General features: G+C 68.5%; 12 protein-coding genes. 9 read left to right on the forward strand and 3 right to left on the reverse strand.

Going from position 1 to position 11,658, the window contains the following annotated elements; all coding sequences use genetic code 11:
• Positions 1-11: 11 nt before the first annotated feature.
• The 4 genes from L3Q67_RS32460 to L3Q67_RS32475 all read left to right on the forward strand — a co-directional run bounded on the left by L3Q67_RS32460 (position 12) and on the right by L3Q67_RS32475 (position 1,814).
• Complete coding sequence (locus L3Q67_RS32460; protein WP_499185240.1) at positions 12-647, forward strand: TetR/AcrR family transcriptional regulator; 636 nt, start codon at positions 12-14, stop codon at positions 645-647.
• 111 nt (positions 648-758) lie between these two features.
• Entirely contained in the window at positions 759-887 is a 129-nt protein-coding gene (locus L3Q67_RS32465; RefSeq protein WP_499185241.1) for a hypothetical protein, read from the forward strand.
• A gap of 72 nt (positions 888-959) precedes the next feature.
• Positions 960-1,169, forward strand: coding sequence for a hypothetical protein (locus L3Q67_RS32470; RefSeq protein ID WP_499185242.1), 210 nt, complete (start codon positions 960-962; stop codon positions 1,167-1,169).
• A gap of 237 nt (positions 1,170-1,406) precedes the next feature.
• Positions 1,407-1,814, forward strand: coding sequence for an alpha/beta fold hydrolase (locus tag L3Q67_RS32475; RefSeq protein ID WP_499191695.1), 408 nt, complete (start codon positions 1,407-1,409; stop codon positions 1,812-1,814).
• A gap of 496 nt (positions 1,815-2,310) precedes the next feature.
• Here the strand turns inward: L3Q67_RS32475 and L3Q67_RS32480 are convergent, their stop codons facing one another.
• Complete coding sequence (locus L3Q67_RS32480) at positions 2,311-4,986, reverse strand: ATP-binding protein (protein ID WP_499185243.1); 2,676 nt, start codon at positions 4,984-4,986, stop codon at positions 2,311-2,313.
• Between the two features lie 880 nt (positions 4,987-5,866).
• Here L3Q67_RS32480 and L3Q67_RS32485 point away from each other — a divergent pair.
• Positions 5,867-6,595, forward strand: coding sequence for a helix-turn-helix domain-containing protein (locus L3Q67_RS32485; protein ID WP_499185244.1), 729 nt, complete (start codon positions 5,867-5,869; stop codon positions 6,593-6,595).
• 27 nt (positions 6,596-6,622) lie between these two features.
• On the opposite strand, the gene L3Q67_RS32490 is transcribed toward L3Q67_RS32485, so the two are convergent.
• Positions 6,623-7,105 (reverse strand): MarR family winged helix-turn-helix transcriptional regulator, encoded by a 483-nt coding sequence (locus tag L3Q67_RS32490; RefSeq protein WP_499185245.1) that lies wholly within the window; start codon positions 7,103-7,105, stop codon positions 6,623-6,625.
• Between the two features lie 141 nt (positions 7,106-7,246).
• Here L3Q67_RS32490 and L3Q67_RS32495 point away from each other — a divergent pair, with 141 nt between their 5' ends.
• The 4 genes from L3Q67_RS32495 to L3Q67_RS32510 all read left to right on the forward strand — a co-directional run bounded on the left by L3Q67_RS32495 (position 7,247) and on the right by L3Q67_RS32510 (position 11,100).
• Positions 7,247-7,621: a DoxX family protein gene (locus L3Q67_RS32495; RefSeq protein ID WP_499185246.1), complete on the forward strand. Its 375-nt coding sequence runs from the start codon at positions 7,247-7,249 to the stop codon at positions 7,619-7,621.
• A gap of 210 nt (positions 7,622-7,831) precedes the next feature.
• Complete coding sequence (locus L3Q67_RS32500; RefSeq protein WP_499185247.1) at positions 7,832-9,838, forward strand: carbamoyltransferase family protein; 2,007 nt, start codon at positions 7,832-7,834, stop codon at positions 9,836-9,838.
• Positions 9,839-9,878: 40 nt separating this feature from the next.
• The gene (locus L3Q67_RS32505; protein ID WP_499185248.1) at positions 9,879-10,142 is read left to right on the forward strand and encodes a hypothetical protein; all 264 of its coding nucleotides are present in this window, start codon (positions 9,879-9,881) and stop codon (positions 10,140-10,142) included.
• A 19-nt stretch (positions 10,143-10,161) separates the two neighbouring features.
• Positions 10,162-11,100 (forward strand): ROK family protein, encoded by a 939-nt coding sequence (locus L3Q67_RS32510; RefSeq protein ID WP_499185249.1) that lies wholly within the window; start codon positions 10,162-10,164, stop codon positions 11,098-11,100.
• On the opposite strand, the gene L3Q67_RS32515 is transcribed toward L3Q67_RS32510, so the two are convergent.
• Positions 11,055-11,489: a type II 3-dehydroquinate dehydratase gene (locus L3Q67_RS32515; protein ID WP_499185250.1), complete on the reverse strand. Its 435-nt coding sequence runs from the start codon at positions 11,487-11,489 to the stop codon at positions 11,055-11,057. The genes L3Q67_RS32510 and L3Q67_RS32515 overlap by 46 nt on opposite strands.
• Between the last annotated feature and the right edge of the window lie 169 nt (positions 11,490-11,658).

Raw genomic sequence — 11,658 nt, forward strand, 5'->3', positions numbered from 1 at the left:
AGGATGAGAACATGGCGACCCCGCGAGCGACCGCGCAGACACCAGGCAGGCGGCTGCGCGCCGAGGCCAAGCAAGCGGCCATCCTTGACGCGGCCGAGGCCCTGTTCGTCTCGGACGGGTACGAACTCACCAGCGTCGACGCGATCTCGGCGCGGGCCGGGGTGTCCAAACGCACCGTCTACGACCACTTCGGCGACAAGCAGACTCTCTTCCGATCCGTTCTCGGGCGCACCAACGACGCGGTGGTCGCGAGCGTGAGAGCGGCGATCGACGAGGAAATGGTCGACGGCAGGGACATCCGCGACGCCCTGCTCGGCTTCGCGCAGAGGGTGACGACGGAGATGTTCCCGACGTCGCACTACGTGACGTTCCGGCGGCTGAGTTCCCAGGCACCCGTGGCGCCGCGTCTGCCGGAGGCGGCGCGCGATGAGCCCGAACGGATGGTGGAGGAGCGGTTCGCGAAGTTCGCCGCGGATGGGAGGCTCCAGCTGACCGATCCGCGCCGCGCCATGCAGCACTTCATCGCACTGACGATGCGACTGGCCCTCGATGTGATCGACGAGGACCTGGCAGGCACGGTGGGCAGGCCGGAGATTCTCGCGATCCTCGCCGACGGCGTGGACGTGTTCCTTCGCGCCTACCGCTGACCCGTCCGGGTGTAGAGTTGTTGTTGTCCGAGAGCAACTCGCGCGCAGGCGGTCAAGCCGGCGCCTCGGTCCCTCTTCCGGCTCTTCATCGCCGGGGACGGGAGCACCGGCATGCAGTCGGGCCCGCACACCACCACCAAGGCCAGGAACGGCACCGAATCCCTCCACCCGGCCACCCGCCTCCGCCTGAAGCTCAAGCACCGACGCTCCTGGGTGCGCGACACCCAGGAACCGCGCTGAGCGACTTCAGTGAACACCGCGAGCGACGATCGTCGACAGCGCGCGGGCCCGGCTGGTTCCTAGCGTGGCGGCATGCTCAAGATCCTGCTTTCGCTCGCGCTCGTGGCTCCACCGGCCGTGGCTGACGCGTCGCACCACCTGAACTGGCAGCCCTGTCCCGAGGCGGGCACGGTTTCGATCCAGTGCACCGACCTGAACGTCCCGCTCGCCGAGCCCGGCGGTCGCCTGATCACGCTGAAGGTGGCGCGGCTGCCGCGACCGGCAAGAAGCGCGGCACGGTAATGATCAACTTCGGCGGACCGCAGGGCAACCAGATCGCGATCATGCGGTCCCAACCGCGGATCTTCGACACGTGGGACCCGCGTGGCTATCCAGGGCTCAGCAGTCCGGTGCTGGAGTGCGACTGGAGCAAGCACGCCACCGTTCCCGGCCGACCAGGCGGAGTTCGATCGGCTCGCCACGGCCAACAAGGCCAGGGGAGACCAGTGCCGTGCCAGTGATCCGGAGTTGTTCGACCACATGGACTCCGCGAGCGACGCTCGCGACGCCGACGTGATTCGCCAGGCACTGGGCGAAAACCGGATGAACTTCATCGGCACCTCGTACGGTGGTGTCATCGCGCAGTCCTATGCCCGGCAGTTCCCGGACGGGTGCGCATCATCTACGTCGACGGCACCGGCGACCACGGTGCGCGGAACTAGAGGCTGTCGCGCTCGACTTCGAGCGCTACCTGGGGCGGTTCCTCGACTGGGCGGGTCCGGGAACCGACCGACGCTGGCGGTCGCTGGTCGCCAAGGCCGACGTGGAGCCGGTTCCGGCCGGTACGGCCCGCTTCGACGGCACACAGCTGCGTGCGCTCGGCATTCGGAAGGTGACGCGCGGGCCGGATGCCTGGCCTGCCCTGCTGGCCGCCATCGGCTCCGCTGAGGCGGGCGACGCCTCCGGTTTCGCGGCGTCCGGTAGCGATCCGTATCCAGGGGTGCCCGGCGGCGGTGTCACGGAGTGCCTGGATGATCCCGCCCGCGCGACCACGCGGACGTCGCGCGTAGCGTCGAGCGTCTCAACCACGTCGCACCCAACGCAGGCGCCGCCTTCCCCTCGCCTGGCACCTGCCGACGACCTGTTCCGGCTGGCCCGCACCGGTCATCAATCCGCCGGCGCCGCTACCCGGCGGCCTGCCGCCGATGCTGGGCGCCGGTACCTGGCTCGACTTCAGCCCGACCGTGCGGGCGGTGGCCGAAGTCCCCGGCAGCCGGACGATCTATCACGACGGTCCCGGCCACCAACCTGTTCGGGGCGATGGCCAACCCGTGCGTGATCGACCACGTGAGCCGCTACGTCACCGATCGCGCACTCCCGCGGGAGAACACCAGCTGCTCCTGAGCGAACCGGCCTGACCGGGCTGGGCGGCCGCCCAGCCCGGTCAGGCGCCCAGTTCGTCGGGGAGTTCTTCACGGCGTTTGACGTCCAGCTTGCGGAACACCCGCGTCAGGTGCTGTTCGACCGTGCTGGCCGTGACGTACAGCCGGCTGGCGATCTCCCGGTTCGTGTAGCCCATGGCGGCCAGCGAGGCGACCCGTCGTTCCGAATCGGTGAGCTGCTTGATCCGGCTGGGCCGAGTCGCGACGGCGACCGTCGCCGGGGAGAGTTCGTCGCCGCCTTTGGGCAGGAGTTCCTCGCACAGGGGTTCCGCGTCGCAGCTGTTGGCCACGTACCACGCCCGGCGCACGATCCGGCGAGCCTGTTTCTGCTCACCGATCGCGTGCCTGGCCCGGCTCAGATCACGCAATGACCGGGCGAGTTCGTACTTGTCGCCGCGTTCCTCGAGGATGTCGATGGCTTCGGTGAGCAGCTGCGGCCGACGCTTCGCCGAACTGGTTTCGGCCAGCAGGCGCAACGACAGCGCCCTGGCGCGATCGCCGTCCGCGCCGGGGCGGGCGAGCTGGTCGAGCACGAGCCGCTTGGCCTGATCACGGTTGCCGAGCGCTAGCCACGCCTCGGCCGCGCTGGTCCGCCACAGGACCAGGCTGCTCCCGCTGAGCCCCCAGTCGTCCATCAGCTCACCGCACATCAGGAAATCCGCCAGTGCGGCCTGGCTGCGCCCGATGGCGAGGAAGTAGTGGCCGCGGGCGTGCAGGTAGTGCAGCCCGTAACGGTTCCTCAGCGCCGACGCCGGGATCGACTGGGTCGCGTACCGTGCCGCCTTCTCGAACTGGCCCATCCTGGTGTACGCGAGAATCAGGCTCCCGAGTGGAAACCCGACCGCGGAGGCCCATGACCCGGGGGACGCGTCGGCGAGCGCCCTGTTCGCGAGGTCCGCCGCCGCGGTCAGATCTCCCTGCCGCACAGCGATTTCGGCCTTGCAGGCGGAGAACAGCGAGCGCCACATGGGCATGCGGCGGGAGCCGGCTTCCTGGAGCAGGACGTCGCACCACGTGTTCGCGGTCTCCAGCTGGTCGGTGTAGATCAGCGCCAGCACCGCGAGCAGCCCGCCCTCCTCCTGGCCGGCGACGCTGTGCCCGAGGTGCAGTTCCCGCAGGACCTCCTCGGCTCTCGGCTTGATCTCCTGGCTCTGCCCGCGCACGAGCACGTCGGCCAGCACGGCCGACGCCCGCGGCACACTGCCTTCCCTGGCGGTCTTGAGGCCGCGGTCCGCCGGCGGCCGCACGCCACGGCGGGCGAGCAGTGGATACGTGCACGTCAGCCATCGGTCGACGGAGTGCAGTTCGTCGGCGGCTTGCGGGTCGTCCCGCAGTCCCGTGAGCACCTGCTCGGCCTCGCTCGTCCGGCCACGCCACAGCAACTGCCGCACCAGCGCGATGGTTTCGGGTGCCGCCAGATGCCCGGAGTCGGCGGCGTCGACCAGCGGCCCGAGGTGCCGGGCGGCCGTCGACGGGTTGATCCGCCATTCGATTTCCGCGAGCTTGGCCTCGACGGACGCGCGTGCCTGCGCATCGGGGCAGGATTCCAGCGCGCGTTCGAGCAGTTCCACCGCGAAACTCGCGTTCGCGGCGAGTGCGGCCAGCTCGGCGGCTTCGAGCAGGACGTCCTGGCTCCACGAGGTTTCCCTGTGACCGGCGGACATCAGGTGCCGTGCCACCGTCACCGCGGGCATGCCGAGGTCGTGCAAGAGCTTGGCGGCACGGCGATGCAGGTCCGCGCGCACGTCGGCGGGCAGTTCGTTCAGCACGCTGAGCCGGGCGACGTCGTGCCGGAAGGCGCCGCCGTGCAGGAGACCGGCTTCGGTCATCGCGTGCAGTGCCTGGACCACCAGCGCGGGGTCGGCCCCGGCGACACTGGCGAGTTCGGCGGGGGAGGCGTCCGCGTCGAGAACGGCCAGCGCGCGCACCGTGTCGAGCAGGACCGATTCGTTGCGGTACAGGCAGCTCAGAAATGCCTGGCCGTAGCCGTGCTCCTGCGCCTCGCCGGCGGAACTGTAGTCCTCGATCAACGCGTGGAGCAGCAGCGGATTACCGCCGGAGGCCTTGACCAGGTCGGTCGGGCAGCGGTCACCGGGGTCGCCGTCGGGCAGCTTCGCCAGGATGCGGGTGACCGCCTCCGGCGCCAGCGGGGCGAGTTCGATCCGCGCGCTTTCCGGCAGGCGGGCCAGTTCCGCGCGCAACGGCGGATAGGTCGACCGCAGATGTGAATCGTCGCTCACCAGCACCACGATCGAGCTCTGCGTGGCGCGGCGGAGCAGCTGGCCGAGGCACATCGCCGAGGCCACGTCGGCGTGGCGCAGGTCGTCGATCACGATCAGCAGCGGTTCCCCCTCCGCCAAGCCGATCAGTTCCATGCACAGCTGGTGGCCGAGCCGCACGATCGCCGCCTCGTCCGGTTCGGCGGGCTGCGGGAGTTCCATCGGCAGACCCGCCGCCCGGAACAGCTGCGCCACCACGCCGAACGGGAGCTCGCGCTCCGCGTGGGCGCAGTTGGCCAGCAGCACCGAGAAACCCCGGTCCGCGGCGCGCTCTGCGGTGTCCCGCAACACCGTCGTCTTGCCGCAGGCCAGTGGTCCCTCCACCAGCAGGACACCGCCCACCCCGGCCACCCCGTTGTCCAGCAACCGTTCCGGTACCGCCGGACTTGAGTCGTTCATGGTTCGCTCCACGAGCTCTCCCCCTCCGAAAAGCCGCTGCTTTGTTGTCGCACCGGAACCACAACGTCCAGCCCGCCGCGACGATTCCCTCTTGTCGAAGTTTCGATACACGGACTCATCGCGCCGACCGGCGCGTCACCGCAATGGCTCAGCGCTGAGCCGCGGAAGACATTTTTGACGCGTGTGTAACACCCTTCGGCAGATTGTCACATCGGGGATTCCGCGCCTCGATCGATATCCGCCCAACATACGTCGACCTCGCGAATCCGGCAAACGCCACCTGAGGATCCACTGAATGATCCGTATGCGGACGTGCAATTTCCGAAGGTGGTTTTCCGCTGGCCGGAGACAGTTCCTGGAGTCGCTCGAGGTGACGCGCCGGATCTGTTCGATGACGCGATGTTCGTACCGGATGGTGTCATTCTGTTGCCTGATCAATTCCGTTGAATGCAAGACTGCGTGATCTCAGGTTGACCTGGCATGGGCCACTCTGCCGCCGGGACGGCGCCCATGCTGGCAAGGCGACCTCCACCCGGGCTCCGTCACCCGGCCGGACTAGCGCAAACCTAGGTCTTCTTGCCATCCGGTGCCATGCGCGAGATTGCGGAGGTTGTGTTCAGAACTTGCGGTGTTGGACCGGACGGGCAACGGATTTGCCTGATCGACGTTCGTTCCGCGCCCTCGCCCCGCGCCACTACGGATTCGCGTACACTTTTTCCTGAGGTTTTCGAAACAATCGCGCGTTTTCGAGATTCAAACGACGAGGAATTCCTTGCTGCCCACTTTTCCCGCGCCTTCCGCCCAGTGGCGGTCGCTGGCCGTCCGGCACATTGTCTGGCCTGCCACGAGCACCGGCACGCTGGTGGCCGGCGTGGCAGGCATGAGCCTGCTGCTCGCCGAAGCGGGCCGGACCACCATCACCATTCGGGCAGGCGAACAACGCCGTCACCACGAATGGGCGCCGGGACGGCTTCTGCTGAATGGACCTGACCGTCCGGTGCGGGTCAGCTACCAGGCAACTGAAGAGCTTCGGGGTACCCTGGTTCGCGTCCCGCGGGAAACTGTCGAACGAACCGCCGGGAAACTCGAGCACCCCGACGTGGACTACGAGCGAATGGCCGACCTGCTGCCGGCCGACGACCCGTTTCTGCGAGGAATGGTCCGGGCGCTGGACGCGGCCTCGCGGAGCCGGGCAGGTGAACCGTACGCGGAGGCGGCCGCCGGTTTCCTCGTCGCGCATCTGCTCACCCACTATTCCATGCGATCCGCACGGACCACGCGTTTCCCGGAAACCGAAAACGCCCGCATCCAGGCGGTGATCACGTTGATGCGCGACCATCTCGACGAGCCGCTGACCTTGGCCGATCTCGCCGACGAGGTCTATCTCAGCGTTTACCACCTGGCGCGGGTCTTCAAGGAGGCCACCGGGGAAACCCCGCGCCGGTATCTCACCCGGTTGCGCCTCGAACGGGCCGAACGCCTGTTGCGGGACAGCGATCTGGCGATCGCCGAAATCGCCCCGCTGTGCGGTTTCGCCAGCCCCAGTGCGCTGTCGAACGCGTTCCTGCGGAAAACGGGCAAGCGCCCTTCTTCGTACCGCACTTCGTGAAACCGGTTCGGATTCCGCTGGGCGGGTTCACTCGATGGAGGATGTTCCGTCCCCGTCGGCCGCGGTGCTGATCCGTTTGCCGATCTCACGCAGTTGTTTCTGCTGGGCCGCGGTCAGCGGGTCGAAGACGAGTTTGCGTACTTCGGCGACGTGCCCGGGGGCGGCGTCCTCGATTTTCTGCCAGCCGGCGTCGGTGAGGACCGCCAGGGTGTAGCGCCCGTCGGCCGGGTCGGGCCGTCGTCGCAGCCACCCCTGGTTCTCCATGCGCTTGACCACGTGCGACAGCCTGGACAGCGAACCGTCGGCCAGTACCGCGAGGCTGCTCATCCGCAGGGTTCGTTCCGGCGCTTCGGAGAGTCCGGCCAGTACCTGGTATTCGAAGAAGCTGATCCCGGAGTCACACTGCAGCTGCGCGTGCAGCGCGGCCGGCACCCTGATCAGCACGCTCGCCAATGCCACCCAGGTCTCCCGCTCCTGTTCGTCGAGCCAGCGAGGTTCGTCCGCGTTCATGATCTCCGTCCTGGCTCGCCTGCGCCTGGTCCATCCAACCAGGTTCGACTTGAAGGGTCAAGTGAGATGACTTGACGCTTCAAGTCATCTCTTGCTAGCTTCTGGCCAGGTAGTCACCTAGAACTCGGAGATGTCGAACTCATGAACGTCGTGTTGTGGGTCATCGCGGGCTTGCTCGCAGCCGCCTTTCTCGGGGCGGGGGCGATGAAGCTGGCCCAGCCGAAGGAGAAACTGGCCGCTTCGGGGATGGGCTGGGCAGGCGACTACTCGGCCGGCTCGGTCAAGGCGGTCGGTGCGGTCGAAGTGCTCGGCGCACTCGGCCTGATCCTGCCGGCCGCGTTCGGCGTCGCCGTCATCCTGACCCCGGTCGCGGCACTCGGCCTGGCGATCGTGATGGTCGGCGCGGTTGTCGTGCACATCCGCCGCAAGGAGAACCAGGCGCTCGCCGCTCCGGTGATCCTGCTCATCCTCGCGGCCGTCGTCACCTGGGGCCGCTTCGGCCCGTATGCCTTCTGAGCGAACACAAGCACGACTGGAGCGCGGCACCGGAACAAGGTGCCGCGCTCCAGTCGTTCCCGGCGTGCTCACCGTCGCGGAAAGGAAGGGGGTACAGGGGGGCTGGATAGGGGAAGCGGCGCCGTTTCTTCGGCAAGACTGGAGTTCGCAGGAGTCATGGCGTGGCCACCGGCCGGGCGATCCTGTCTTGTCCGTTGCCGAAGGTATTGGGTGATCAACGTGCTGGTGCTTGGCCTCAACGGGAACTTCTCCACCCGGGACTCCGATCTGGTGCCGATGATGTCCGAGTTCTTCTTCCACGACGCGTCGGCGTCGCTCGTCCGCGACGGCGAGTTGCTCGCGGCGGTCGAGGAGGAGCGGCTCAACCGGATCAAGAAGACGACCAAGTTCCCGGTCAACGCCATCCGGGCGTGCCTCGACGCGGCCGGGGTCACCCCGGACGACATCGACGCGGTCGGGTTCTACTTCCGCGAAGAGCATATGGACAACGTGCTCAACCACCTCTACACCGAGCACCAGCGGGCGCCGGTCCGCTACTCGCGTGAACTGATCAAGCAGCGGCTCAAGGAGGAGTTCGACTGGGACCTCCCCGACGAGAAGCTCGTCTACGCCCCGCACCACGACGCGCACGCGATGTCGACCTACCTGCACTCCGGAATGCGGGAGGCGCTGGTGGTCGTCCTGGACGGTCGTGGTGAGGAGAACTCCGGCACGATCTACCGCGCGGAGGACGGCAGGCTGGAGAAGCTCGCCGACTACGGGGTGATGAACTCCCTCGGCGTGCTCTACCTGAACGCGACCCAGTTGCTGGGCTACGGCTTCGGCGACGAGTACAAGGTAATGGGCCTCGCGCCCTACGGCGACCCGTCGACCTTCCGCGAGCTGTTCGCGAAGCTGTACACGCTGCGGGAAAACGGCGAGTACGACCTGCACCCGAACCTGACCGTGCCGAACTTGCTCAGCCCGCTGTTCCTCGAGCACGGCTTCACGCCCCGGCGCAAGGGCGAGGCATTCACTCAGCGGCACAAGGACTTCTCCGCGGGACTGCAGGAGGCAGTGGAGACGATCGCGCTGCACGTGCTCGGGCACTGGGCGGCGGCCACCGGCCTGTCGGCCCTGTGCTTCGGTGGCGGCGTGGCGCACAACTCGAGCCTCAACGGCGTCATTCTCGGTTCGGGCCTGTTCGACGAGGTTTTCGTGCACCCGGCCTCCCACGACGCGGGCGCGGGCGAAGGCGCCGCCTTTGTGGCGATGGCCGAGCTCGGTCACCGCGTCGCACCCGGCGACCGGCTGCGAAGTGCCAGTGTCGGCCCCGATCTGGGCACCGAGGTGCAGATCGCCGACCGGCTCGCCGACTGGGGTTCGGTGGTCGAGTTCGAACGCCACGACGACATCGTGGACAGTGCGGCGCGGTTCCTCGCCGACGGCTCGGTGCTGGGCTGGGCGCAGGGACGGTCGGAGTTCGGCCCCCGTGCGCTCGGGAACCGCAGCATCATCGCGGACGCGCGGCCCAGCGAGAACCAGACCCGGATCAACGCGATGGTCAAAAAGCGCGAGAGCTTCCGCCCGTTCGCGCCGGTGGTCACCGCCGAGGACGCCAGGACCTACTTCGACCTCCCCGAAACCGAAGCGGCTTACGAGTTCATGTCGTTCGTCGTGCCGGTGCGGGAGGACCGCCGGAACGAACTCGGCGCGGTGACCCACGTGGACGGCACCGCGCGGGTGCAACTGGTCGACGCGGAATCGGGTCCCCGGTTCCACCGGCTGGTCAGCCGGTTCGGGGAACTCACCGGTACGCCGGTGTTGCTCAACACCTCGTTCAACAACAACGCCGAGCCGATCGTGCAGAGCGTGGACGACGTGGTGACCTCCTTCCTGACCACCGATCTCGACTACCTGGTGGTGGACGACTTCCTGGTGCGGCGCAAGGGCGAACGGCTCGACCTCGACCTGCTGGTGCCCGCTTTCCGTGCGGTGACACGGCTCGTCGAGCGGATCGGCCTCGGCGGGCCCGAGCGGGAGATCCACCTGGAGTACTCGGGTGGCCCGGTGGCACCGATTTCCGCGCAGCTGTACCAGCTTCTCGCGACGGCCGACGGGAGCACCACGCTGGGCGCGCTCGCCGAAGCCGCCGGAGCGGATCCGGACGGCGTGCGCGAGGAACTGTACGACCTTTGGCAGCAACGCTTCCTGACCCTGACGCCGGCCTCCGCCTGACATGCAGCACACGATCGATGGCCATCGCGACGCCGCATCCGTGGCGGACGGGCTGAACGACGACATCCTCAAACTGCTGAGCATGCTCTCCGGGCACCCCGCGCGCTCCGACGCACTGGTCGAAGCGTGCGTGGCCTGCCTGGAAGCGGCGCAGTGCCTCGCGGGCCTGGTGGCGGGCGGGATCCCGATCACCACCGACCGGCAGGGCGAGGATGCGGTCCACGCGATACGGGCGGCTTCGCTGGCCGTCCGGTCCGCGCTGGTGGAGGCGGATGACGAGCGCCGGACGCAACTGGCGGACTGACAACCGAGGACGGTACGGCATGAGCTACCTGGGAATCGACATCGGCGGTACCAAGGTCGCCTTCCGGGCCGAGTCGCCGGCCGGTGAAGTGGCCGAGTTCTCCTTCGCCTGGCCGGAATGGGACCGCGGGGCGCCGGAGGACCTCCGGTTGCTCGCGGACGGGCTCGCGAAGCTGGCCGCGTCGGTGCGTGAACCGATCACCGCGGCCGGCGTCGCGTTTCCGGCCACTGTGGACCGAACCGGCAGGGTGGTGACCTGGCCGGGACGGCCGAGTTGGTCCGGAATGGACTTCGACGCGGCACTGCGGGCTTTGCTGCCCGGGGTTCCCGCGCGCTTCGCCGATGACGGCGACCTCGCGGCGCTCGCCGAGGCACGCGTGGCGAACTGCGCGAACCTGGTCTACTTCGGGGTCGGGACGGGGATCGGGGGCGGGATCGTGCTCGACGGCCGTCCCCGCCCTGGGCTCGCCCGTGCCTCCTGCGAACTGGGACATCTGGTGGTGGACCGCTTCGGCGAACGGTGCGATTGCGGCCGTCGCGGCTGCGTGCAGGCCGTCGCCTCAGGTCCGGCGACGTTGCGCCGGGCGGCGCGAGCGCGAGGCGCCGCGGTGACACCGGCGGAACTGCGGCGCGGGCTGGCGAACGCGGAGCGGTGGGCGGAAACCGCGATCATCGAAAGCGCCGGCGCGCTCGCGGCGGCGGTGGTGAGCGTCGGCGAGCTGTGCGACCCCGGACTGTCGGTGATCGGCGGCGGCTTCGCGACCGCGATGCCGGGCTTTGTCGACCTGGTCGCCCTGCACGTGCGGTCGCTGGTGCGCCCCGGCCACGAGCCGGCACCCGTGCGGCCCGCCGTCCTCGGTGGGCTGTCCTCTTTGCACGGTGCGGTGCTCGTGGCCAGGGAGGCGGCGGGCGTTCAGTCCGCGGAGATCTCCAGCAGGGCGCTTGCCGCGAGCCGGTAACCGAGCGCGCCCATGCCGACCACCACACCACTGGCCAGCGGCGCCAGCACCGAATCGTGCCGGAACTGCTCGCGCGCCCAGACGTTGGACAGGTGGACCTCGATCCACGGCCGGGGATAGTTGGCGAGCGCGTCGCGCAGGCTCCAGCCCGCGATCATCAGCGCGCCCGGATTGACGATCGCGCCGACCGTGTCGTAATTGTCCTGGAGTGCGCCGATCAATTCGCTCTCGGCGTCGGACTGGAAGGCGATCACCTCCCAGCCGCGTCCGGTGACCGCCGCGGTGACCGACTTCTCGATGTCGTCCAGCGTGTCCGTGCCGTAGATATCTGTTTCGCGGCGGCCGAGAATGCCGAGATTGGGCCCGTTCAGCAGAAGCACCTGGTCCAAGGGAGTTCCTCACTCTCGTTTCGTACGCCGGTTCGGCCGGGTTTCCGATGCTAGCAAGGAAAACCGCGACCGGTCGGCGAGTGCGGGACGCTGACGTGCACAGGGGGTGGTCAGGGGGTGTGCAGGGGATTGGGGGGTGCGTTATGCCGAGGGTAGCGTGGAATTGTCT

Origin of the sequence: Saccharothrix sp. AJ9571 (assembly GCF_021725495.1) — a bacterium.
In the GTDB taxonomy this organism is placed as follows: Bacteria; Actinomycetota; Actinomycetes; order Mycobacteriales; family Pseudonocardiaceae; genus Amycolatopsis; species Amycolatopsis magusensis.

Bases quoted from the DNA above. Each gene is read 5' to 3' on its own strand.
- L3Q67_RS32495 (WP_499185246.1), top strand. From the start codon at position 7,247: ATGAACGTCGTGTTGTGGGTCATCGCGGGCTTGCTCGCAGCCGCCTTT.
- L3Q67_RS32510 (WP_499185249.1), top strand. From the start codon at position 10,162: ATGAGCTACCTGGGAATCGACATCGGCGGTACCAAGGTCGCCTTCCGG.
- L3Q67_RS32465 (WP_499185241.1), top strand. From the start codon at position 759: ATGCAGTCGGGCCCGCACACCACCACCAAGGCCAGGAACGGCACCGAA.
- L3Q67_RS32480 (WP_499185243.1), bottom strand. From the start codon at position 4,986: ATGAACGACTCAAGTCCGGCGGTACCGGAACGGTTGCTGGACAACGGG.
- L3Q67_RS32485 (WP_499185244.1), top strand. From the start codon at position 5,867: ATGAGCCTGCTGCTCGCCGAAGCGGGCCGGACCACCATCACCATTCGG.
- L3Q67_RS32475 (WP_499191695.1), top strand. From the start codon at position 1,407: ATGGACTCCGCGAGCGACGCTCGCGACGCCGACGTGATTCGCCAGGCA.
- L3Q67_RS32460 (WP_499185240.1), top strand. From the start codon at position 12: ATGGCGACCCCGCGAGCGACCGCGCAGACACCAGGCAGGCGGCTGCGC.
- L3Q67_RS32470 (WP_499185242.1), top strand. From the start codon at position 960: ATGCTCAAGATCCTGCTTTCGCTCGCGCTCGTGGCTCCACCGGCCGTG.
- L3Q67_RS32490 (WP_499185245.1), bottom strand. From the start codon at position 7,105: ATGAACGCGGACGAACCTCGCTGGCTCGACGAACAGGAGCGGGAGACC.